Below are 23349 nucleotides of genomic sequence, written 5' to 3' on the forward strand. Positions count from 1 at the left end.
AGTATCCGTGATGATCAAGCCTGAGATTGCGCCCAGCATCTATCGGCTTTGAGCAAAGCGTTTGCGGTCACGACGAGTTTTCGCATGACGGCGGTGATGGCGATTTTGGCGGGCTTTCCTGCGGTGACGAGTTGTTGGTATTTTGCCTTGAGATCAGGGTTGTATCGGGCGGCGACGAGGGCCGGCATATAGAGGGCCTGCCTCACGTTGGCACGTCCGCCGCGGATGAAGCTTTTGCCTTTCCATTGTCCGGATTGCCGCGCGATCGGTGCAAGGCCGGCAAGGGACGCGGCCTGCTTGTTCTCAAGGCTGCCGAGTTCGGGCATGGTGGCGATGAGCTGGTTGGCGGTCAGCGTTCCCACACCCGCGATGCTGGTCAGTATCTGGTGTCGACGAGCGAGTACGGCATCGGCGGCGATCAGGTTGGAGATCTCGGCGTCGAGGGCCGCGATATGTCGATCGATCTGTTCGAGCCGCTGGCGACACTGGCGCTTGAGAAACGCGATGGTGAGATTTTTCTCACGATTTTTGAGCGCGGTGCGATCACGAACCAAGCCGTCTCGGGCATTGATGAGTTCCGCCATTTGGGTCTGCTGTGCGCTTCGAGCGGGTCTGACCGCTGGCTGCAAGGTTGCGGCCATACGAGCCAGCAGGATGGCGTCAATGCGATCAGTCTTGGCCAATGTGCCAGTCGCCTGGGCGAAGCGCCGGGCCCGTTCAGGGTTGAGCTTCACACAAGGCCAGTTGGTCAGCGCCGCCTCCAGTGCGCGATGATAGGTTCCGGTTGCCTCGTAGGCGATCCGTTCGATCGGCCATTGTCGCAGCCAGGCGATCAGCGCCTTGTGCCCCTTGGCGGTATTGGCAAACTGGCGCTCGGCGCCGACGGGGTAGGCATGGCAATCGAGGCTCGCTTTGGAGATGTCGATGCCGATTGTCTGTGGTAGATTGTCGCTCATCTTTTCCGCTGTCCCATGCTTGTCATCCGGGTCCAAAACCCCGGTATCCGTTCGGGCCTGATGGAAAAGAAAGGGGCGATCCTACTCTAACCCGGTCCCTTAACGACCGGCGGTTTCGCGATCCGTCCCCTTCCGCCCGGACCGGGGTGGCCACCCCGGTCCGGGCAATCCAGCATGGCCCAAACGGACGGTAATGTCATAAGACAAGCGTTTTCCCGGCAGGCACCGGACGGCTCCATGGCGCCCCGTGCCTGCCGCCAGACGATGGACCGCGAGGAGCGTTGCCGGGCGGACGAACCGGCGTCAGCAGGCGCTTGCCTTGCGCGGTCTGGGCGGCGTCAGGCGGGCAGGGTGGTTGTAGAACGCGTCCGCGGCGATGTGGTGGCCGGGCGCGTAGACTTCGGCGAGAACCGCATGGAGCATCGGGTCGAAGGCGCGCAGGTCGCGGTCGGACAGCAGCACTGTACCGTCGTGGCGGTAGGCCATGTTGGAATTGAACCAGAACTGGGTGCCTTCCGCCCAGTATTCCTGGATCGTCACCGAGGCATAGTCCCCTTTCCACAGGCCCTGGTCGAGGGCGTGGCGGTAGGCCTGCTCGACGCGGCCGTAGAGCGCCGGGTCGATGCGCTCCACCGCCGAGAGGATGTTGTGCGAGAATTCGTGGACGAGGATGTTCTCGCCGTAATAGCGCGTGCCCGGCACCGCGAGCAGGTTCTCGGCGGCGCCGGTGGTGTAGAGGCCGCCCATGCCGCGCGCGCGGGCGTTCCAGTACTGGGCATCGGTCATCGCCGCGATCCCGGTGGCGTAGTTGGCCCGTTCGCACGGTGTCAGGCGCGGATCGTCGGCGGCGGGTTTTTTCCAGTCGCGCTGTTCGGGCAGGTCCATGGTGCCCTCGTCGATCGCCATGACGCCGACGCGCGCGCCGCTGCGCACCAGTTCCGCCCGGATGTCGGGGCGCCTGGCGGTTTCGGCCAGCACGATGTCCCGCGCTACCCTCAGGGCCTCGTCGGGAACCTTCGCGGACGAGACGACCGGGATCCCGGCGGCATCGAGATACTTGGCGTAGAAGGGATCGAGACCGAGCGAGGCCGGCGGCGGGGCGACTGCGGCGCCCGCCCCGGTGGTGCCCGGCGAGGCGGCGGCCAGCGCCGACCAAAGCGAAAGGGCCAGCAGGCCGCGCGGGAATGGGTGGGGCATAGCTCTTGTCTGGAAGGAAGGAAAAAGGGGGCGCTCCGGGAGCGTGTGTGCTCCCGGAGCGGAACCGCCCTCTCTTAGCGGTGGAACCGCAGCGAGAGGAAGAACGTCCGGCCGATGACGTCGTAGACGCCCGACTGGTAGCTCAGTTCGAAGTTGGCGCCGCCAGCTTCGGCGCCGGGGATCCGCGGCGGCTTGCGGTCGAAGGCATTGTTGAGGCCGCCCGAGAGTTCGATGAAGTCCGTCAGCGGAACCGATGCCGAGAAGTCGTTGTAGAAGACGTCCGGCGTCCAGACCTTGCTGTACTGTGCAGAGGTGATCGAAGTGCTGCTCTTCATTGGCGAGAAGTGGCGCAGCGTCCAGGTGAAGTTGAAGCCTTCACGGTTGTAGCTGGTACGCACCACGCCCTTCCACTTGGGCGAGCCGAAGATCCCGGCATATTCGGTGATCGAGTTGGGATCGGCGGGGTCGAGCGTGTAGCGGCGGTTGAGCAGGCGCGTGTAGTTGGCGTCCAGCGACAGCGTGCCGGCATTGGCGCCGAGCCCGATCCGCTCCAGCGGCAGCGAATAGGCCAGGCCGAAGTCGATGCCGCGCGTCAGGTACTGCGCGAGGTTGAGCTTCTGGGTCTTGACCGATTCCAGGTTGCCGTTGGCATCGCGCTGGATCAGCGGGCAGAAGATGTTGTCGAGCGTGGGCTGGTCCACGCACTTCTCGATCAGGGTCTGCGCGCCGAAGGCGTCGATCGCGTTGCGCAGGTCGATGTTGTAGTAGTCGACCGTGAACGACAGGCCGGGCACGAAGCGCGGCTGCAGCACGGCGCCGATCGTCAGCGTCTTGGCGGTCTCGGGCTTGAGGTCGAGATTGCCGCTGGCGATGATGTCGCGGTAGAGCCAGTAGCTGGCGGTGTCGGCCGGGTTGATCGCCGCGCAGTTGGCCGCGGTGTACTGGGTCCGGGTGGAGCGGTTCGCCAGATTGTAGGTGTTGCACGGGTCGGTGATCCACAGCCCCGAGACGCTGTTGGCGGTGTAGAGTTCGCCGATGTTGGGGGCGCGTACCGCCTGGCCGTAGGTCGCGCGGAAACGGATGTCGCGGATCGGTGCCCATTCGCCGCCGACCTTCCAGGTCGTGGTGGAACCCGCGGTGCTGTAGTCCGAGAGGCGCAGCGCGCCGTCGAGCGACAGCGTCTCGAAGAACGGCACCGCCTTCAGGATCGGCACGTGGAGTTCGCCGTAGACTTCCTTGACCGAATACTTGCCGACCAGCGTGCTGGCGGTGGTGCCGATCGTGGGATCGTAGAGCGGGCTGTCCGGGTTGTACTCGGGGATCGCGCCGATGTCGTTGCGTTCCTTGCGGTATTCGCCGCCGAGCACGACCTGCACCGCGCCGCCCGGCAGGTCGAACAGGCCGCCGGTGACATAACCCGAAAGCACCTGCTGGGTCAGTGTCGATTTCGACCAGTGCGAGGTATAGGTGATGTAGTCGATCATCTCCGGGGTCAGGGTGACCAGCGGGTTGATCGGCACGCAGCCGTTGCCGGGATCGGTGAGGGTGCTGCGGCAAATGGCGTTGCCGTTGGCGTCGGTGGTGCTGTCGAGGCCGTTGTACCAGCGGTCGTAGGCGGTGGAGTTGACGTCGCGGACCTTCTGGGTGGTCTTGCCGTAGGAGTAGTAGGTCGAATAGGTCCAGGGCTTCGAGAACAGGGTGAAGTCACCCTCGGCGCCGGCCACGGCCTGGAACAGGGTGCGGTCGTATTCGGTGGTGGGGGCGGGCAGTTCCATGAAGCGCCGCGCGAACTGGACGCCGCCGGCGGGTACGGTTCCGCCGCTGGCCGCCTTGATCGCATCGGTGATGTAGGGGCTGTCGGCGGGGACCACATCGGTGCCGAACGCCGTCATCTGCAGGTAGCCGGCCTCGGACTTGTTGTGCGCGAAGGTGGCGTTGGCAAAGAGCTTGAGCGCGTCGCTGGCCTCGAAGCTGACCGAGGCGCGGGTGTTGATGCGCTGCGAGGGGACCGAGAGATACCAGCCGTCGTAGCGCCCGTTGTACTCGCCGCCGTCGGTCAGCAGGGTGCCGAGCGGATCGGTGGCGGTGTCGAGGTTGACCGGGACGGCATTGACGAAGCCGCCGGGGCCGAGGATCGGATCGCGCAGCGCGCCGGTCGTGCGGTCGATCGCATAGAGCTTGCCGCCCAGCACGACCTGGGCCGAATCCGAGGTGTTGATGTTGCGGACGTGGTCCTGCACGACATAGGGATTGTCGCGGCTGGAGCGCGAGTAGATCGGATAGCCATCCGCCGTCCACGGGCGGTCGGAGCCGCTGACGGTGCCCGGCGTGTTCTCGTAGAAACCGTAGAGCGTGACGTTGCCGCGGTGGTCGGCGAAGTTGGCGCCGGCCAGCATGTCGAACCCGTAAGTGTCCATGTCGCCGCGGGTCGAGGCGCTGTAGCGGGTATTGGCCTCGATCCCCGAGAAGTCCTTCTTGAGGATGAAGTTGGCGACGCCCGCGACGGCGTCGGCGCCGTAGAGCGCCGAGGCGCCGCCGGTGATCACTTCCACGCGCTGGACGAGGCTGGAGGGAATGTTGCTGAGGTCGACCGCGGACGTGCCGGGGATCGCCGCGACCTGACGGCGGCCGTCGACCAGCACGAGCGTGCGCTGCGTGCCCATGCCGCGAAGGTCCAGGGCGTTGATGCCGGCGTTGCCGGCCAGGTTGCTGGTCTGGTTGGTCTGGGTGACCGCCAGCGCGGGCAACTGGTTGACGACATCGACGATGTTCTGGGTGCCGGCGGCCTTGATCTGGTCGGCATCGACGACGGCGATCGGCGAGGGACTGTCGGCGGCGGCGCGGCGGATGCGCGAACCGGTGATGACGATGTCGTTCGCCTGCGCGGTGCCGTCGCCGCTCGCAGAGGCGTCATCGGGCAGGTCCTGCGCAAGCGCGGTGGTAGACAGGCTGAGGCAGCTCAGCAGCAAGGCGCTGCGAAACACTGCCCGGGACGTTCCCCTGGACTTCATAACAATCTGCTCCCTGTTTGACCGCCGACGTCCGAGTCTACGGTAAATCGTATACCATATTACGGATATATGAATGTCAAGTAGCAGTGGCGTTTCAATCGTTTGGGCAAAGCGCACCCGGAATGCATCGGCGCTGTCAGGTGCGGGAAAGGGCACGGAAGCGGGTCTGATCGGTGCTGAACGTGCCTGGGGCCCGGGGCGTCAGGGTACCGCGCGCGGACGACCGAAACGGGATTTCGCGGCGTCGGATTGTGCCATTTGTCCACGCCGCCTAGAGTGCCGGGGTTTGGGACATGGGAGACGGCGCCAATGGCATGGTTGCACAGGGGGCGCGTGCTTGCTTGCGCAGTGGGGCTGTGGACGGCGTGCACGCCGGTGCTGGCCCAGACGCAGGACCAGGGCCAGGACCAGGACCAGGACCAGTCCTCTGTCGCGGGCGACTATTCCCATTCGGAGATGGAGCTTGTTGCCGGGATCCGCCTGCAGGCGGACGGCAGGTTTCTCTACGGCCTCACCGTCGGCGCGCTGGACGAGACGGCGCAGGGGCGCTGGCGATGGGTCGGCAACCGGATCGAATTCGAAAGCGACCCGCGTCCGGTGGCGCCCACGATCACCGTAGGAAAAGTGGAAAGCGCGCCGGGAGAGCCGTTTTCCCTCCGCCTGCTGACGCCTGACGGCCACGACATGCCGGGGGTCGATCTGCGGATCGACTATGACAAGGGCGATCCGCTGGTTTCCTACATGGCGGGCGGGCCCTGGGTGGTGCCGGGCGACGAAGCGCACATCGCCCGTTCCGTGACTTTCAGCATGGCGCCCGTCCGTCTGCAGTCGCCGTCGCTTCCGCTCGATCCCAAGGACGGCACGGTAGCGATCTTCCTGCTGGTGCCAAACGATTTCGGCGTCGTCGACATGACCGGCAGCTATGCCGAAGTGGCGGGCGACGTGCTCACCTTGCATCGCGCCGAAGGGGAAATGCAGTTCCGGCGCGTGCGCGGCGGCTCAGAAATGGGCGAATAGCTGTCCCAGCGCCAGCAGGGCACCGGTGGCGGCGACGGTGCTGCCGGCGGCCAGCTGCACCAGGTTGACGTTGCGCTGCAAAGGCAGGGCGAGGGCGTTTCCGATCGTGCTCATGGCATTGATCTAGCAGGTTTGACGTGCCGGTGGTTGCGGGCAAATCCGCTCACACTCATGGCCATTTCCGCTTGGCGATTTCTGGCGATTGTGTCCGCTGCGGCAACAATTTGTCGTCCGCCGCAGGACTAACCGTGCTTGCCGCCGCGCGGTACGGCGGTGTCCATGACGCAAGACAAAAAACACGCGGGGATGAAAGTGGTGGCGGCCAGAGACGAGGCTGAGGCGCTTGTTGCCGCTTCGCCGCTGGCCCTGTTCGATGAGCAGGAGCGCAGCGTACTGGCATTGGCCGCGCGTGATCCGCTGGCTTCGATCGCTTTCGACAAGCGCCGGCGGCGCGGATGGCGGGCACTGGTGTTCGGGGCGCCATTCAACTTCTGCCTGGCGAACGACCGGCTGGAAGTGCTGCGGGTGACGGCGATCCTGCTGCGCGAAGGCCGCATCGCCGCCGAGCCGTTCCAGCGGTTCCGCATGGCGGGTTTCTCGCGCGGTCAGTTCGATGCGCTGGCGGTGCTGTTTGCGGGAATTTCGGCGAACGTCCCGAGTTCATCCGCGTTCGATATCGCGCACTACCGCGAGGCCGCTTAATCTTCGCTCGGAAGGACGGGGAAGCAGGCCTCGGCGGAAAGCGTGGTGGGGGCGCCGGGGACGAAACCGGTCAGCGCGGAACTGTAGGGGATCGTGATGGCGACCCGGTTGGCGCCGGTCAGCCCCTTGCAGGCGGTGTTCTCGGCGATCGTCACGTTGCTGGAGGCGACCCTCAGCCCCTCGTTCGCGGCGCGGTTGGCGGCATAGGCAAGCCGGGTCTGGCTGGTGGCGCAATCGGACGAGACGCTCATGCAGCGCACGGTCGCGTAGGCGACGTCCTTGAGCACATGCTGGCTCCACAGGAACCGCCCGGTCTCGATCAGGCCGATCAGCATGAAGATCAGCACCGGGCCGACGATCGCGAACTCGATCAGGGTGGCGCCGTGGGTGTCGCGCCGGAGGCGGCGGGCGATCATTGCAGGCGCACCGTCGTCTGCCGCACGATGTCGCTGGTCAGCGAGCGCGGCACCATGAACGGGGTGTATCCCGCGCGGGCGCGGATCGTCAGGTAATAGCCGGCGGTGGTGGTCATGCCCGAGCATGCGGAGGCGCAGGCCTGGGCGTGATAGGTGCCGTCCGCCTGCAGGCAGGCACATTCGCGCGCGGTGTTGCTGCAGGCATTGGCCTGCCCGTTGCAGCTGAGGCCGACGTCCAGCGCGGGGGTCTCGGACAAGGCGCGCATGGTGGCGGGAAGCTCGGCGTAGGGCACGCTGAGGCGCGCGTTGAAGGCGCTGATCGCGGTGGCCGAGAGCGCCTCGTCCACCTTGGAGCGCTGGATGTAGTAGAGCGCGAAGTCGAGCCCGATGGAAATCACCAGGAACAGCAGCGTGCTCCACAGCGCGAATTCGACCGCGACGACGCCGCGCTCGTCGGCCAGCAGGGCGCCTCTGGCCATGCTACTTCACCAGCCGGATCTGCGGAGCGGTGGTGTCGCTGCCGCTGGCGCCGTCAATGTTCGACTTGCAGGCCGACCCGGTGGTGGTGCCGCCCGAGGCGTTGATCTTGTTGGCGATCAGCATGAAGCAGGTGCCGGAACTGCCGGAATCCCCGGTCGAGTTGCCGCCGCTCATCGTCACGGTGGCATTGGGCACGTGGACCACGCCGCCAAAGACATTGCTCGATCCCCCGCCCCAGTTGATCGCGCTGGAGGTATTGGTGTGCACCAGCAGGCCGCCGATGGCACCGCCGGACACGGAACTGGCAGGGGCGGAAAGTTTGGTCTTGGCGCCGCCGGAAAGGTTGAGCGCGCCCGACAGCACGAAGGACACGTCATAGCCCACCATGTCGTAGCCCGAACCGTTGGCGCCATAGGTCAGGCCGGTGCGCGGCGAGGTATAGGGCCAGGTGGTGCCGCCGGTGCCGTTGGTGAAGCTGCCCGCCACGGTATAGCGCCCGGCGCCGAAATAGGCGGAGCCGGCAATGGTCATGTTGCCGGCGATGGTGTGGTTGGGGGTCTGGCCGAAGACGATGCGGCTGCCGCCTTCGGTCGCGACATTGCCGATCGCCGAGAACGGCCCGTCGCCCATCAGCAGCTTGGCCGATCCCGACAGGGTGATCGCATTGCCGGAACTGCCCGCACCGATGACGATATTGCCGTTGCCGACGACGAGTTCGCTGCCGCCGCCGACACTGACGCCGGACAGCACCGAGAAGTCGCCGTTGCCCAGCGCCGAACTGCCGCCGCCCGAGAGGGTCAGTGAACGGAAGGCATGGTTGCCCGCGCCCATGTCGAGATAGATGCCGCCGCCCAGCGATACCGGCGCGTTGATGGTGACATCGCCGCTTCCCTTCCTGTTGGTGCCGCTGAACGTCACGGTGCCGCTGCCGATCCACAAGGTGCCGTTGCCGATCGTGACCCCGTTCGAGCCGCTGTTGAAGCCGCCGTTCACCCAGATGTTGCTGTCGCCGAAGTTCACCGTGGAGCCGCCGCCGATGTTCACCCCATTGGCGATGGTGATGTTCGAGCCGGAGGCGAAGGTCACCTTGATGCCGCCGCCGACGATGAAGGCGCCGATCGTGTAGTTGCCCTTGGGGATCACGTATTCGCCGGTATAGGGCCCGGTGCGGTAGGCGGTGACGGCCGCGCTCGGGCTCCACGACAGGTTCCATTCGCTGCCTGCCGGCGTGACCGGGTCGGACAGCGCGGGCAAGGGCGCATGATTGCCGATCTGGGCGATGGCGCCCTGCAGTTCGCTGCTGTTCGCCCAGGGGTCCGACAACGCGGTGGCGACGTTGTGGCGGTCCTTGGCAGGCGGCAGGTTGGTGTTCCATGCCGGCACGTTGAGGCCGTTGGCGTAGCGCAGCGAATTGGCGGTCAGGGTGCCATAGTCGAGCGAGATGCTGCCGCTGCCCGAGATGATGTCGCTGGCCTTGATCAGCGTGCCCTTGTTGGACACGTCCCCGGCCGCGGCGACCGAGCAATCCGAGGCGACGATCGAGGCCCCGCCCTGGACTTGCAGGGCGTCCGCGCCGTTGCTCAGCGCCAGGAAACAGGGCGCTGCATAAGGCGCCTCGCTGCTGACGATCGCGGCGGCATCGGCGGCGACCGAATAGTTGCCTGAAAAGCCCAGCACGGCGGCCAGCGTGAACGGCACCGCACGGGTGACGGTGACGCGCACCGAAGTGTCGCCGGCATTGGGAAAGTCGGTTAGCAGTTCGGTCCGGATGGTGGCGTCCGACAGGCCGTTGGCCACCGAGATCGAGCGGGCGGCGGCATCGATGTCGGCGCTTTCGCTGGCGCGGTATTCGAGCGCGGCGCCGAGCGCGGCCATGTCCGCCACGCGCTGGTTGAACAGGCGCTGGTTGTAGCCGCGGTTGAAATCGTAGCCGAGACCGACCGCCCCGATCACCAGCGGCAGCGACAGCGCCACCAGGGTGGAGACACCGCCAAGGGTCTCCCGCTGCAGTCGCCTGCCGCCCCAGAGCAGCGCGGCGAGCGCCTCGCGGCACCTGGCCGTGAGGAGGGGCGGAAGGGGGAGGGGCATCCCGAAAAGTTAGCTGACGAGCACAGGCATTGCGGGCGCTGGCGCTACAGTGTTTCCCCTATTGCAACAAGGAGTCCTTGTATTTCAAAGTATTGATTATACTGCAATGACCGTGCGCCCGCATGCAACCAGGGCGCGGTGATATGGCGGGGCGGGGCCTGTGCGCGCTGGTCGCGCCCCGCCCCGCCCCGCTTCAAGCCTACCGGTTCACCGAGACTGTCTTGGTATCGGTGTTGACCGCCGGAAACGGCAAGTAGGAAACCCGCAGTTGCTGGAGCATGCCCAGCTCGTGCTCGCCCTGAGGGAAGCCGCCGGGATGCGCCACCAGGATCGTGGCGGCAGCTCCGAAAGGCCAGCGGCGCTCGTAGGCGGTTTCCATCTCGTCGAGCGACAGCGGGCCTTCGCCCTCGTCGAAGCGCACCGCGTCGCGGGGCAGGGTCTCGCCATCGATGGACACGTCCAGTTTCTCGATCATCGAGAGGCCGAGGCCGCGATAATAGCCGAGTTTGGCCTCGAACGCGAAACCGGTGGGGGCCCCCTCGGGGCCGGTGTTGCGCAGCGAGGCGGCGTCGATCAGGTACTTGTCGAACATCAGGCGATCTCCCGGTGGCCCTCGGCCCTGGCAATGAGGTTTTCGAATAGGACGTGCTGGCGGCGCACCTGCTCGCGGCTGTCGACCGGCATGACGTCCTGCACCCAGCGATTGCCTTCGTATTCGCTGGAAAGCGTGCCTTCCCAGCCGCACTTCACCAGTTCGGGGATCACTTCGTCATAGGCGATGGTGGGGTCGATGCAGTCTTCCGTCATGCCGTAGAACTTGGCCTGGATGTGGCGGAAGTAGGGGGCGTAGTCCTTGATCCGCCGGGGGTTGGCGAAAGGCGCGTGGCGCAGGGTTTCGGCCATGGCGATCTCGGCCTTGTTGCCGCCCATCTTCACCGCGACTTCGTAGATCGTGTATTCGCACATGATCTTCGCCTCGTGCTGGTCGACGATGAACTGCGCCACTTCCGGCCGTGCCCCCTGTCGCTCGAAGCGGGCGCGGAATTCGGGCGGGTAGTGCTTCATGAAGATGCCCATGTCGGGCAGGATGCCGAGATGCTGCGTGCCCAGCCGGTCGGCAACCTCGATCGTGCGCAGGATCCAGGCATGTTCGAGATGCCAGGGGGCATGGACTTCCACGCCCATGTGGACGTCGAGCTGCTCGGCATAGGGCACGCACTTCTCGAGGATGTCGGGCCGCACGAAGACCAGCACGCGCATGTTGCGGATGCCGAGGCGGTTGCACAGCACCAGATCGCGGCGGATGCTCTCGACCTGCTCCTCGTCCGACATCGTCTCGCCCTTGCGCAGCTTGGTGTCGAGGAACATGTCGTAGCAGGTGAAGTGGGCGCCGTGGCGGGCCAGCATGTCCTGCCAGCGGGCCACTTCGCCGTCGTCGATGTTCGGGAAGCGCGGCATGTTCTGTTCGGGCAGGATCTCGATGCCCTTCGCGCCGATGGAGGCGGCGAAGGCGACGCAGTCCTCCACGCCCATCTGGCCCAGGAACATCTCTTCCTGAAAGCTGTAGAGGCTGACGCCCCGCTGGATCTTGGACATGGAAACGGCTTCTCCCGGGCGGGCCGTGACGGCACACCATTATTAGAATTACAATTCTGTTTTATGATCCGGTCGGGGCTGTTGTCAACGCCTTGATGGAGTGCATCGAAAAGGGAATCACAAACTGGATGGCAGCGGGAGCGGGAACCCCTGACGCGGACGGCGGGGACTGGGAGGCGGGGACTGGCCGCGATGGCGCTGTTCCGTTCCCCGCCCGCGTCACCAGCGCAGGAAAAGGCTTTGTCCAACCTCTCTCACAGCGCCCTGGCCAGCGTCAGCGTCACCGAGCCGCCTTGCCGCCGCCGTCGTTCCTCGCTGCCGGTCGGTGCGCCCGCGCGGCTGGGCGCATAGAAACGGCGCATCCGGTAGAAGTCCTGCCCGCCCAGCGCGGAGACGGCGAGCGTGGTCTTGAAGCCGGGGAGCGCGGTCGTCTCGACATAGCCGCCCCAGCTCTGGCCATCGCGCCAGCGCAGCCGTTCGGCGGTGTAGAACACATCGGCATATTCGGCGGCGGTGTAGGTCACCCCCCAGGAGGACCTGAGCGCGGGGAGGTCGTGGCGCAGCTCCGCGGTGATGCTGCGCGGCAGCACGTCGTCCATGCGGCGATCCTCGCCGGTCACCGGATCGCGCATGCGCGAACGGCGCAAGGCGGCGTCCACGGTCAGCCGGGCGCCGCGCAGCACGGCTTCCAGCGGCAGCGTGCCCTGCGCCGTCACGCCCCATTGGCGGGCGTTGCCGATCGTCCCCAGCGCCTCCTCGCCGCTGGGCAGCAGGACATAGCCGAGCAGGCCGGTGTGCCACTGGTGCCAGCCTTCGAGGGCGAGGGCCCCGCCCTTGCCCCAGCGGTGGTCGAGCCGGGCCAGCGCGCGGGTCACGCGGGCGGGGCGCAGCCGCGAATTGCCGCCGAGCGGGCGCCCGTCGGTCTGGTTGACCGAGGCGGCGAAGTCGCTGAAGTCCAGCTGGTCGACCGTGCGGCGCATGGCGAGGCGCAGCTGCGTTTCGGCCGATGGCGACCAGACGAGGGCCGCCGAAGGCTTGAGGTAGGACAGGCTCTGCGCGCTGGCGGCCTCGCCGCTCACCGTGATCTTCGAGAATTCGGCCGCCATGCCCGCTTCCAGCGAGACGCGGCGGGCCAGCCTTACGGTGAGGTTGGCAAAGGCCTCCGCGCGCTGTTCGGACACGCGGGTGTCGGCGTTGCTGAGCGCTATGGGCACAAGGCCGGCGCCGCTGTCCTGGGCATAGTCGAGCCTGCTGGTCAGGCGGTTGTAGGCCGCTTCCGCGCCGAATTCGGGCCGGAACGCATGGTCACCCTCGCGGGTCAGGGTCAGGCGGCCGACCAGTTCGACCGGTTTCTCGCGCTGGCTGGAGACGCCGCGATAGCCCGGTTCGACCAGATCGTCCGCGGTGACGTAGCGTTCGAGCGTGCCCAGCGCGACCAGCTTGGTGCTCCAGTCGTTGCCGAGGCGGCGGGTCCAGTCGGCGCCGAGTTCGCCGCTGTGGCTGCTTTCGCGGTAGGCGATGGTGCGGACGGAATCGGGCACCGCGTCTTCGGCTCCGTCGAAGATGTCGTAGCCGGTGTGCGAGGCGTAGCTGTCCTTGCCGAGCCGCAGGTTCACCGTCAGCGTCCCCCCGCCAAGGGCGCCCAAGGTCGAGAGCGCAAGGCCATATTGCGGGGCATTGGCCGAGATCCGCTCGCGGCGCGTGCGGGTGAGGGCGGCGGCGGCATCGCGCTCCAGATAGACGGCGTGGGTGGGGTAGCGCACGGTCTGGGCGGAAAGCTCGACATTGGTCTGCCAGCCTGCGACCCGCCGCGCGTAGCTGATGCGGGCATCGGGCGAGACATGGCCGTCGGCGGTATGCGCCAGTGCCAGCGAGGCATTGCCGGAACCGCCCGCATCCGCGCGCAGGATCAGGTTGGCGACCAGCGTCTGGCCCTGCGCCTCGGCGGCGTCACTGCCGCGCAGCAGCACCACCCGCTCGACCCGCGAGGCGCCGATCCGCCGCAGGACTTCGGTGATCCCGCCACCTTTCACGGTCGGGCGCTGGCCGTCGATCAGGACATTGCCCGCAGCGCCGCCGAAACCGCGCACCGAGGAGCCCTCGGTGAGGATGAAACCCGGCGTGCGCTCCAGCATGTCCAGCGCGGTCTGGGGCTGGAAGGGCTTGTAGAACTCGGCCGGGTAGACCGGATCTGGCCCGCTGGGGGCAAGGGCGTGGGCCGCGTTCCCGGGCACCGGATCGCCGCTCTGCGGTTCGTCGCCGGAGGTGCCGGATGCCATGGCGGCGGCACCGGCGAGAAGCAGGGAAAGCGGGGTCATCGTGGGGTCGCCAGCAGCCAGCAGATCAGGCCGAGCGGCGCGGCGGCGGCGAGCAGCCCGCCCCAGGCGCGGGCGGGGCTGGCGGCATGGAACACCGCGATGGCGATCACCGCGAACACCGCGTAGCTCGCCAGCGTAGCGGCCGTGACCGCTTCGGCCCGGTCCATGCCAAGCGCGGCAAGGACAAGCGAGAGCGCCGCGGTGCCGATTGCGGTCACGCCGTAGGCGCCGAGCGTGCCGGCCAAAGTGCGCGAGGCGACCGTCCAGCGGCGGCGCGCCGGCGAGGGGGCGGGGAGGGGCTTGGTCATGCGCGGTTGTCCGGGTTTGCCGTCGGCTTTGTGGGGCGGAGACGGGCGAGGATCGCCTCGCGATTGGTCTGGGCGGCGAGCGTGACGGCGGCGCCGAACGAGAGCCAGCCGAACCATGCAACCGTGCCATAGGCCCAGCCAAGGCCGGTGCCTGCGGCCAGGAAGGCACCGGCGAGCAGGGCGAAGCCGGCGAGCTGCAGCCGCCCACTGGTGCGGGCGGGCAGCTTGCGGCGCAGCCAGTCCTGCTGGTGTCGGGGCATGGCCAGGAGCAGCAGCGCAAAGCCGGCCAGCGCGAGACCCGCGACGATGATATGGGTCATGCCATGGCCTCCTCGTCCCGCCGCTTGCGGGCGGGCATCGCGCGGGGCTTGTGGCGGGCCAGGGTCCAGCCGGTGAAGGCAAAACCGGCGGCCAGCGCCAGCATCATCAGGTCGAACACGGCGAAAGTCCGGTCACCCGCCAGCAGGCTGGGGATGACCCCGCGCGTGGTGGTCGCGGCATTGACGAGCGGGATCGCCGCATAGAGGGCCGTAGCCGCGGCCAGTGTCTCCAGCCATGCGCGCCGTGCCGGGCGCAGGAACGCCCAGACCAGCGTGCCACCCCAGGCGATGAACAGGGCGTTGATTTCCCAGTCGGCATGGCCGGGCAGGGTGGTGGGCAGCAGACGGTTGGCCAGGAAATAGGCGGCGATGCCGATCGGTGCGCCGCTGATGAAGCCGATGTTGAGCCGCTCGACCAGGCGGAAGCCGAAATGCGGACGGGCCGGATCGGGCAACCTGGCTCGCCGTTTCACGCACCACAGGCACAGCCCGGTCGCGGCCATGGCGACGCCGCCGAGCCCGGAGAGGAAGTAGAGCCAGCGCAGGCCGTAACCCGCGAACCATCCGGTGTGCAGGTCCACCATCACCCGGTGTGTCGCGGTCGCGCCGCCGGGATGGGACGGGGTGGACGGCAGCCGCGTTGCCGTCGCCGCGTCGAGATAGACGGAATCGGGCCGGCCTTCGCCCCATTGCGACCTTGCGGTGTAGAGCGTCGCCACGCCGGCCCTGTCGCCGGGGCTTGTGACCGAGATATAGGTCGGCAAGGCGCCGCCCCAATGCTGGCGGGCGGCGGCGATCATCCGGCCGATCGGGGCAACCGGCGCCGGCTCGCCGCTGGCCTCGCGCTCGGGGCCCTGCGGGAAGGTCGTGGCATAGAAGGCCTGCCGGTCCGGGAAGTTGGCGGAGATCGCCCAGGGCATCAGCGTGAACAGCAGGGTCGCCAGCCCCGTGTAGGTGATCATCAGGTGGAACGGCAGGGCCAGAACGGCGGCGGCGTTGTGCGCGTCGAGCCAGCTGCGCTGGCCCTTGCGCAGGCGCAGCATGAAGAAGTCGGTGAAGATCTTCTTGTGCGTCACCACGCCCGACAGGATCGCCACGAGCATCGCCAGCGCCGCCACGCAGACCAGATAGCGCGCCCACATGACCGACATGAAATGCAGGTCGAAGTGGAAGCGGTAGAGGAAAAAGCCGCCCCGGGTCTCGCGCACCGGGATCTCGGCGCCGGTCTCCGGATCGAGAGTGACGCGCGGGCCTTCGCGGCGGCCGTGGCCCCGGTCAGCCCCGGGCATCTGCCAGGATAGCTCCAGCCCGCTGCCGCCGCGCGCGGCGGGCAGCGAGACCGACCAGCTTTCCGCGCCTGCCGCGCGGGTCCGCAGCAGGGCATCGGCAGCGGCGAGGGCACGCGGGGTCACGCGGGTTTCGGCCGGCAGTTCGGGGCGCATCCAGGCATCGATCTCGTGCTGGAAAAACGCGGCGGTGCCGAACACGAAGATGACGTAGAGCACCCAGCCCGGCACCAGTCCGGCCCAGGTGTGCAGCCATGCCATCGACTGGCGCAGGCTCTGCTTCATGAGGCGCTCCTTGCGCGCCGTTGCGGGAACCGCATCGCTCAGAACCCGTACTTGACCGCGAAGGCCACGCTGCGCGGGCTGCCCAGCGAATAGGACGTTGCCCAGTAGTCGAGCCCGCCGAGGTTCGCGACGTTGAGGTCGAAACGGATCGGATGACCGTCGATCTCGGTCTTGTAGTGCATGCCGAGGTCGACGATCGTGTAGCCGTCCATCTTCTGGAGATTGGCGCTGTCCTTGTACATCTTGCCGGCGTGATAGACGCCGCCGCTGACCGAGAAACCGTCGAGCCCGGGGATCTCGTAATCGGCATAGACCTTGGCCAGCGTGTCGGCGACGCCGGTGGGCTTCTTGCCCAGCAGCGCGGCGGTGCTGGTCTTCGTCACCTTGAGGTCCATCACGGTGCCGCCCAGCATCACGTTGAGGCGCGGGGTGACATGGCCGGTGACGGTAAATTCGACGCCCTGGTGAACCTCGACGCCGTCCTGGGTGCGGGTGATCTTGCCGTTCACCGTCTCGTCGAAGGAATTGGCCTTCTCGATACGGTAGAGCGCACCGGTGATCATGAGCGCGTCGATGGGCGCATACTTGGCGCCGACTTCGTACTGTTTCGAGACGTAGGGCTTCATGATCTCGCCCGGGTTGTTGTAGAGCGTGGCATCGTCGGGGACCGTCGAGCCCTGTTCCAGCCCTTCCATGTAGGTCGCGTAAGTGGTCACGCGCGGCGCGGGCTTGAACACCAGCGAGATGGTGGGCGTATAGGCGCTTTTGTTGTAGCTCGACGTGCGCGTGCCGGTCGCGCCGAAGTTGCGGGCCTTCACGGTGCTGCGGTTGACGCCCACCATGGCGCTCAGCTGCTCGGTGAAGCGGATGTCGTCACCCAGGATCACGTTGGTGTTCCGCGACCGGCTGGACGTGTAGAGCGCGCCCCAGGAATACGTGTTCAGCGTATCGGGCATGGCCCAGGTATTGAGGCCGTCGGGGTCGGTGAAGGCGGGCGAGAAGCCGGCGCTGACCGAGTTGGTGACATGGCGCTGCACCTGCAGTACGTCGCCCGAGGCGCCCAGCGTCAGGCGGTGGTGGATGCCCAGCGTCTCGAATTCGCTGTCGAGGTAGGCATAGGCGCCCTGCGCGGTGTTGTAGGACGGGGCGCTGCGCGAGGCCCAGCCCACTTTCCAGCCCACGTCCTCGAAATAGGCGGGATAGACGTTGATCGATTCCTGCGCGTCCCGCTTGTAGAGATAGGCGGCGCGCAGGCTGAAGGTATCGTTGAGCTTCCACCTGGCATTGGTGCCGATGCGGTCGGTCTTGACCTGGAGATAGGTCCAGTCCGGCGTCCAGGTCTTGCTGGAGTCCAGCGGTTCGATCCAGTGGTCGAGCGCGGCATAACTCGTATCGGCATAGGCGTAGAAACGCGAATCGATGCCGTCGATCCGGTAGTAGGTATGCGCCGCTTCCACTTGCAGCAGCAGGTCCGGAGTCACGTTCCAGTCCACCGCGCCGCTGAACAGGCTGCGGGCGACGTTCTGGTTCTGCTTGGCCGTCTCGCCATCCTGATAGGACAGGTTCAGGCGGTAGGCGAACACCCCGTCGCGGTCGATCCTGCCGCCGAGGTCGGCATGGACAAAGAACTGCCGGTTGCCATAGTCGCCCACGGTGATGTCGCGCGTGGGGCTGTAGGTCGGCCGCTTGAGCACATAGTTGGTCACCCCGCCCGGATTGCCGACGCCGTACAGGAAGCCGGACAGGCCGTTCATGATCTCGACATTGGCGAGTTCCTCCATCGAGATACCGGTGAGCGTGGAGGACAGGCGCACGCCGTCCACCACGCCCTTCTGGGAATCGAAGCCGCGGATGGTGACGTAAGGCGTGCCGTAGACGGTCGATGGCGCGGAGTTCTGGACGACCGGGTTCATCTTGAACAGCTGGTCCATGTCGCCCGCGACGACACTCTCGATGAGGTCCTGCGAGAGCACGCTGATCGCATAGGGCGTGTCGATGACCAGCTTTTCGCCCCATGGGCCGGAGGCCGAGCGCGCGTCGATCGTGTCGGTCTGGCCCAGCACGACGATCGAGCCGTCCGGCCGCGCCTCGTCCGCGGCAGCGAAGCTCTCGTCCCCGCCGGACGGGACGGCGACGGCACTTTCCGCGCTGGCCGGGATAAGCAGCGTGTCGAGCGTCATCGCCCCGGTGGTGGCGCGGGCGATGGTCACGGCGGCGGGGCCGTTCGTGCGAGCGACAAGGCCGGTGCCCGACAGCAGCCGGGCCAGTGCGTCGCGCCAGGGCAGGCGGGCGTTGAGGCCGGGCGAGCGGCGTCCCTGCGTCAAGGCGGCGTCATAGTTCAGTTGCAGCCCGCTCTGCTGCGCAAAGCTGTTCAGGGCATCGCTCAGCGATCCGGCGGGAATCGCATAGGCATTCACGTCCTGCGCGGCGGCATTGGCGGCAAACGCGGTCATGCCCCCTGCCAGGGTGGTGCCTGCCAGCAGCGCGGCGGCGAGCAGGCGCGCGCCGCCATGGCCGATTTTCTTGTACATTGGATTGACCCCCTGATGTTCACGAGGCGGCGCAATCACGATGTTGCGACGCATTCTCAATAATGAAGACGGGGCGGGTCCGGAAAAGACGACCATGGGCGGAAAATAAATTTTGCACATCAGCGGTGCAGCACGATCAGTCGATCCGAAAGCCGGAAGGACCTGAGCTTCAGGCTGCGTTCGATGCTGTCCACGGCGGCGAGCGGGTGGTCGAGGTCGTAGACCCCGCTGACCTTCAGCTGGGCCGCTGCGCCGACGACCGACAGATAGCCATGGCGGTGGCGGGCAATCTCGGCAACGACCTCGCCGAGGGGCCGGTTCACCGCGACGAGGCGGCCCAGGGTCCAGGCCGTGGCGCCGTTGCCGGCTGCCTCGACGGGCCCTAGTGCCTGCGCGCCGAAATCGACCCGCTGGCCTTCGTCGACAACTCCGGATCGTCCTCCCGCGCGGACCCGGACCCGGTGCTGGGTCACCACGAGTTCGGCGCTCCCGTCCCGTTCGCGCACGGCGAAGGCGGTTCCCAGAGCGGTGGCGCTGCCTCCCGCCGCCTCGACCGTGAAGGGGTGGCGGCGGTCCGGCGCGACCTCGAAGAAGGCGCTGCCTTCGAGCAGGGTAACCGTGCGTGCGTTGCCGGAAAAGTCGTGCGCGATGGCCGAACTGCTGCCCAGCGTCACGCGCGAGCCGTCTTCCAGCGTCACCACGCGGCGTTCGCCGACCCCGGTGGCGAAGTCCGCGCGCAAACGGGCCGGCCAGTCGCCGAGCGCGCCGAAGGCCGCCAGCACGATGGATGCGGCGACGGCCGCACCGGTCCAGCGCCTTGTTCCTGCGGCACGCGGGGCGGTCGGGACGCGGGGGCGATGGGGCATGGTCCGGCGCACGGCGGGCAGCGGCGCCAGTGATGGGGCCGGTTCGGCGTCCATCAACCCCCACAGCGCGGCCAGCTGTTCGAAGGCGCGGCGATGGGCGGGCTCGGCCAGCCAGTCCTGGAAGGCCCGTTCATCCTCGGCAGGCAAAGGTCCCGCGTCCCGGCGCACGATCCAGTCGGCGGCGGTTTCGGCGATGGCGGCGGGAATCATGCTTCCTCCTCGATTTCGCCGAGGCGGCTGGCCAGCGTCAGCAGGGCGATGCGCAGCTGCTTTTCGACCGCGCCCCGGGTGATGCCGAGGCGATCGGCGATGTCGGCCTGGTCGAGCCCGTCGAACTTGCGCAAGGTGAACACCTCCCGGCATCGCGGCGGCAGGTCCGCGACGAGGCCGCGCACCATGCGCAGCCGGTCCGCGGCAAGGACGCGGCGTTCGGCGTCGGGGCTGTCATCGGCTACGGCGATGCCGGCTTCCTCGCCGGCCAGCCAGGGGCGCCACTTGCCGCTCTCCCGCGCCCGGTCGTTGACCAGATTGCGGGCGACCCGGCAGAGGAAGGCGCGGGGGTTCTCGACCCGGCCCGATCGCAGTGCGGGGATCGCCCGCGCCCAGGTCTCCTGCACGATGTCGGCGGCGACCGGAGCCGAATCCACCAGCGAGCGCACGTAGGCGGAAAGGGCGGCCTGATGGCAACCGACGATGGCCGTGTCGCCCCCGCTCATGGCTCGACCTGCCCATCGTCGATCAGGAAGGCGAGGGGCAGGGTCACCGCCAGTTCGTCCGGCAACCCGGCCGGGATCGGCGGGAACGGCGCGGCGCGCGAGACGATGTCCAGCGCCGCCTGGTCAAGCGCGGCATGACCGGTGCCGGAGACGATGGCCGCGCCGAGCAGGCGTCCTTCGCGGTCGATACGGAACAGCAGCGAGCCTGTCCCCTGTGCCTGCTGGCGCAGCGCCGCCGCCGGATAGCGCCGCTGGCCTTCCAGCCGCGCCATCAGGGCGCGGCGATAGGACAGGGCAAGGTCGGGCAGACCGTCCGCCATGCCGCCGCTTGCCGCAGGGGCGGGCTGCTCGCCGGCCGGGGGGCGGATCAGTGCCGCGGTGTGCGCGGGCAGGGGCAGGGCCATAGCGGCTGGCGGCGCGCCCGGAACTTGCCGCGGGCGCGCCGCAGGGGCCCTGGGCTGCCTTCGGGCGGGATCGGGGGCGTGCACATCGAAGGTCACCAAGGTGGGCGGCGCCGGGTGATCGGCCCCGCCTGCTTGCAGCCAGCCGAACGCGAGCGCGGCCACCGCGACCGCTGCCACGTGGACCCCGGCGGTGACGGCAAGAGCCATGGCGCGCACCGACGCGCCGTTCCCGCCTTGTCGGGGCGGACGGCGCAGCCGGTACGGGAGGTGCGGCGCAGGCATTGCGCGATGTGCCGGCCTACCCGCCGGGCGTCACAGCGTGCCGCGCAGCGTCAGCGTGGCCGCGCGCGGTGTCGCATAGCGCGAACTGCCGATGTAGAGGCCCGAATAGTACTTCTTGTCGAAGACGTTATCCACGTGGGCGGTCACCGAGAAGCGCTCCGAGATGCGGTAGCTTGCCAGCAGGTCCAGCGTGGCGAGGCTGCCCTGCGTGTAGATTTCGCCGTTGGGGCCGGTGCCGTCCGCCGTCGTCTTGCCCTGCCACTTGAGATTGCCGCCCACCATCAGCGCCTCGAGCGCGCCGGGCAGCCGGTAGGCGGTGAACATCTTGAAGGTGTTCTTGGGGATCTGCGGGAGCTGGCGAACCCCGTCGCGGTCCTCGGCACGGGCATTGGCGAAGCCGCCGGCGACGCGCCAGCCGGGCAGGATCTCGCCGTTGACCTCGAGTTCGAAGCCGGACGATTTCATGCCGGATACCGCGTGATAGGCCGAACTGCCGTCGGGCGCGAAGATGCCCGGTCCGTCCGCCAGCGCGTAGTTGTCCTGCTTCATGCGGAATAGGGCGGCGCTGGCGCTCAGCCTGCCGTCCAGCAAGTCGGCCTTGAGGCCTGCCTCATAGGTATTGCCTTCCAGCGGCGCGATCATGTCGCCGTCGACGGTGCGCTGGGTCTGCGGTTCGAACACGCTGGCATAGCTGACATAGGCCGACACGGTGCGGGTGAGGTCCAGGACAAGCCCGCCGTAAGGCGTCAGCACCGCCTTTTCGTTTGATCCCGGCGTCCAGCTGCGGGGGCCGGACGTATCCTGCGTGTAGCTGTCCTGCCGCCACCAGGTGAGGCGCCCGCCCACGATGACCGAAAGCGGTGAGATCGGCTTCAGCCGCGCGACGCCCGAGGCGGCGGTGGTCCTTACGCGGTTGCCCGCGTAGCCGCCGCTGGGCGAAAGGTCGGGCCGGGCCGTCTCGCCGGTCGCGAAGAATTCGAAGGCGTTGACCGACTTCATGTAGTCGCCGCCTGACCACCAGCCGGGATAGGGCGTCTGGTCGTCGTCGAACTGCGCATGGCTCAGCGTCAGCGCGACGTGCTGTTCCTGGCCGAGCGCCTCGAAGCTGCCGCGCAGGTTCGCGTAGACGGCGTTGAGGGTGAGGTCGGAGGCCCAGCGGGTGGAATAGAGCGTGCCGCCAAGTCCGGTGTCCTTGTCGATGGCCCGGCCGAAGAAGTAGCCGATGGTCTCGTCATAGGAGCCGGCCTTGTGTTCGGCGTCGATCCGCAGCTGCCAGTTCTTGTCGAAATCGTGGGTGAGCGAGGCGAAGAGGTTGACGCTCTTGCGGTTGAAGTCGGACCATTCGGCGCCGCCGTTGGTCGAACGCGCGAAGTCGGTCGTCGTGCCGTCGGTGTAGAACAGCGGCACGCCCCCGCGCGAGGCACCGGTGTTGGTGAAGTTCTGGTACTCGATACCGGCGGTCAGCAGCGTGGTGGGCGTGAGGTCCGCCTCGACGACGCCGTAAAGCGCCTGGCGCTTGGCATGTTCCCGGTCGATGAAGGTCTTGTTGTCCTGCCAGGCCCCGGCAACGCGGGCACGGATGCGCCCGTCAGCGGTCACCTTGCCGCCCACGTCGCCTTCGATGCGGACCATGTCCCAGGACCCGACGGTTGCGGCGGCGCTGGCGCTGAAGTCGGCCGCGGCGCGCTTGCGGACCATGTTGATCGCGGCGGAGGGCTGGCCGGTGCCGGTCATCATGCCCGCCGAACCGCGGATCACCTCGATCCGGTCGTAGGCGATCATGTCGGCGGTATCTTCGGTGAAGCCGTAGAGGTTGGTCGGGCGGGCAACCCCGTCGACAAGGTAGTTCTGCACGGCAAAACCGCGGGCGGTATAATTGGTGCCGTCGGTGCCGAGCGCGCTCGAGCGGTTGGATTGCACGCCGACGATCTGCTCCATCACCGCCGAGATGTCGTAAAGGCCCTGCTCCTCCATCCGCAGGCTGTCGACGACGGTGACCGATTGCGGGGTTTCGCGCGAGGAGAGGCTGAGGCCGGTGGTTTCGGTCTCGCCGGTGACCACGATCGTATCGTTTTCCGGATCGGCCGGTGCGGTTTCGGCCGGTGCGGTTTCGCCCGCTGATGTTTCGGCAGCCAAGGTTTCGGGCGCCAAGGTTTCTGCCTGGGCGGAGGCGACGTCCATCGCCGCGAATGCCAATGCGGATGCGACGCAATAGCGAATAGAATGCGTGGTGATGCGGATCATTCGATGCCCCCTGTTCCCCCCGCCGGCCCTCCCGGCGTCGTTATGCGGGCGGGTCATTAATGCGAATAAGTCGCAATCGCAATACTTACGGTGAAATTTAAGTGCTTGATATGGCGCAGTGGGAATCGCGTCCGTGAGGTCTGCCGGTGATCCCGCGCACGCGTAATGCGTCGTTGCGGCAAGACCCTCTGCCAGTCGGGTGAAGCGATGAGCGGGAACGCCGGGCCCTAAAAGCTTGGGTGAATATTTCGAAGGATGTCGTCCCTTTGCAGTGGGCAGGTTCCTGTGAATATTTCGATGTTATGATGCAACATTACATTGACCAA

20 protein-coding genes are annotated in these 23349 nt (G+C 67.3%); 2 read left to right on the forward strand and 18 right to left on the reverse strand.

Features of this window, described 5'->3' with window-relative positions; all coding sequences use genetic code 11:
* Positions 1-14: 14 nt before the first annotated feature.
* The 3 genes from CA833_RS22290 to CA833_RS22300 all read right to left on the reverse strand — a co-directional run bounded on the left by CA833_RS22290 (position 15) and on the right by CA833_RS22300 (position 5164).
* A complete protein-coding gene (locus CA833_RS22290; protein WP_207077948.1) occupies positions 15-956 on the reverse strand; it encodes an IS110 family transposase in 942 nt (313 codons plus the stop codon).
* Positions 957-1259: 303 nt separating this feature from the next.
* On the reverse strand, positions 1260-2153 hold the full coding sequence (locus CA833_RS22295) for a glycoside hydrolase (protein WP_242526413.1): 894 nt from the start codon (positions 2151-2153) through the stop codon (positions 1260-1262).
* A 74-nt stretch (positions 2154-2227) separates the two neighbouring features.
* The gene (locus tag CA833_RS22300; RefSeq protein ID WP_207080218.1) at positions 2228-5164 is read right to left on the reverse strand and encodes a TonB-dependent receptor domain-containing protein; all 2937 of its coding nucleotides are present in this window, start codon (positions 5162-5164) and stop codon (positions 2228-2230) included.
* A gap of 333 nt (positions 5165-5497) precedes the next feature.
* Here CA833_RS22300 and CA833_RS22305 point away from each other — a divergent pair, with 333 nt between their 5' ends.
* A complete protein-coding gene (locus CA833_RS22305) occupies positions 5498-6181 on the forward strand; it encodes a hypothetical protein (protein ID WP_207080219.1) in 684 nt (227 codons plus the stop codon).
* On the opposite strand, the gene CA833_RS27205 is transcribed toward CA833_RS22305, so the two are convergent.
* Positions 6164-6295, reverse strand: coding sequence for a hypothetical protein (locus CA833_RS27205; RefSeq protein WP_255535883.1), 132 nt, complete (start codon positions 6293-6295; stop codon positions 6164-6166). The two genes, CA833_RS22305 and CA833_RS27205, sit on opposite strands and share 18 nt — an antisense overlap.
* A gap of 138 nt (positions 6296-6433) precedes the next feature.
* Here CA833_RS27205 and CA833_RS22310 point away from each other — a divergent pair, with 138 nt between their 5' ends.
* Positions 6434-6883, forward strand: a complete 450-nt coding sequence (locus CA833_RS22310; RefSeq protein WP_207080220.1) for a hypothetical protein — start codon at positions 6434-6436, stop codon at positions 6881-6883.
* Here the strand turns inward: CA833_RS22310 and CA833_RS22315 are convergent.
* From CA833_RS22315 to CA833_RS22380, 14 genes are all read right to left on the reverse strand, one after another.
* Positions 6880-7299, reverse strand: a complete 420-nt coding sequence (locus CA833_RS22315; protein ID WP_207080221.1) for a TadE/TadG family type IV pilus assembly protein — start codon at positions 7297-7299, stop codon at positions 6880-6882. The genes CA833_RS22310 and CA833_RS22315 overlap by 4 nt on opposite strands.
* Positions 7296-7778, reverse strand: coding sequence for a TadE/TadG family type IV pilus assembly protein (locus CA833_RS22320; protein WP_142638813.1), 483 nt, complete (start codon positions 7776-7778; stop codon positions 7296-7298). Before CA833_RS22320 ends, CA833_RS22315 begins: the two co-directional genes overlap by 4 nt.
* Position 7779: 1 nt before the next feature.
* The gene (locus tag CA833_RS22325; protein ID WP_207080222.1) at positions 7780-9867 is read right to left on the reverse strand and encodes a pilus assembly protein TadG-related protein; all 2088 of its coding nucleotides are present in this window, start codon (positions 9865-9867) and stop codon (positions 7780-7782) included.
* A 199-nt stretch (positions 9868-10066) separates the two neighbouring features.
* Positions 10067-10459, reverse strand: a complete 393-nt coding sequence (locus CA833_RS22330) for a DUF6379 domain-containing protein (RefSeq protein WP_207080223.1) — start codon at positions 10457-10459, stop codon at positions 10067-10069.
* Complete coding sequence (locus CA833_RS22335; protein WP_207080224.1) at positions 10459-11463, reverse strand: sugar phosphate isomerase/epimerase; 1005 nt, start codon at positions 11461-11463, stop codon at positions 10459-10461. Before CA833_RS22335 ends, CA833_RS22330 begins: the two co-directional genes overlap by 1 nt.
* A 254-nt stretch (positions 11464-11717) precedes the next feature.
* Positions 11718-13781, reverse strand: a complete 2064-nt coding sequence (locus CA833_RS22340) for a TonB-dependent siderophore receptor (RefSeq protein WP_207080225.1) — start codon at positions 13779-13781, stop codon at positions 11718-11720.
* Positions 13778-14089, reverse strand: coding sequence for a DUF3649 domain-containing protein (locus CA833_RS22345; RefSeq protein ID WP_207080226.1), 312 nt, complete (start codon positions 14087-14089; stop codon positions 13778-13780). The genes CA833_RS22340 and CA833_RS22345 overlap by 4 nt, the downstream gene beginning before the upstream one ends.
* Entirely contained in the window at positions 14086-14409 is a 324-nt protein-coding gene (locus CA833_RS22350) for a DUF3325 family protein (RefSeq protein WP_207080227.1), read from the reverse strand. Before CA833_RS22350 ends, CA833_RS22345 begins: the two co-directional genes overlap by 4 nt.
* Positions 14406-15980: a PepSY domain-containing protein gene (locus CA833_RS22355; protein ID WP_207080228.1), complete on the reverse strand. Its 1575-nt coding sequence runs from the start codon at positions 15978-15980 to the stop codon at positions 14406-14408. Before CA833_RS22355 ends, CA833_RS22350 begins: the two co-directional genes overlap by 4 nt.
* A gap of 38 nt (positions 15981-16018) precedes the next feature.
* On the reverse strand, positions 16019-18511 hold the full coding sequence (locus CA833_RS22360) for a TonB-dependent receptor (protein WP_207080229.1): 2493 nt from the start codon (positions 18509-18511) through the stop codon (positions 16019-16021).
* A 119-nt stretch (positions 18512-18630) separates the two neighbouring features.
* Complete coding sequence (locus CA833_RS22365) at positions 18631-19587, reverse strand: FecR family protein (protein WP_207080230.1); 957 nt, start codon at positions 19585-19587, stop codon at positions 18631-18633.
* The gene (locus tag CA833_RS22370) at positions 19584-20093 is read right to left on the reverse strand and encodes an RNA polymerase sigma factor (RefSeq protein WP_207080231.1); all 510 of its coding nucleotides are present in this window, start codon (positions 20091-20093) and stop codon (positions 19584-19586) included. The genes CA833_RS22365 and CA833_RS22370 overlap by 4 nt, the downstream gene beginning before the upstream one ends.
* Positions 20090-20704 carry an energy transducer TonB gene (locus CA833_RS22375; protein ID WP_242526619.1) on the reverse strand — a complete coding sequence of 205 codons (615 nt, stop codon included), beginning with the start codon at positions 20702-20704 and terminating at the stop codon, positions 20090-20092. The genes CA833_RS22370 and CA833_RS22375 overlap by 4 nt, the downstream gene beginning before the upstream one ends.
* Positions 20705-20809: 105 nt before the next feature.
* Positions 20810-23023, reverse strand: a complete 2214-nt coding sequence (locus CA833_RS22380) for a TonB-dependent siderophore receptor (protein WP_242526414.1) — start codon at positions 23021-23023, stop codon at positions 20810-20812.
* Positions 23024-23349 lie beyond the last annotated feature (326 nt).

Source organism: Novosphingobium sp. KA1 (assembly GCF_017309955.1).
Classification (GTDB): domain Bacteria; phylum Pseudomonadota; class Alphaproteobacteria; order Sphingomonadales; family Sphingomonadaceae; genus Novosphingobium.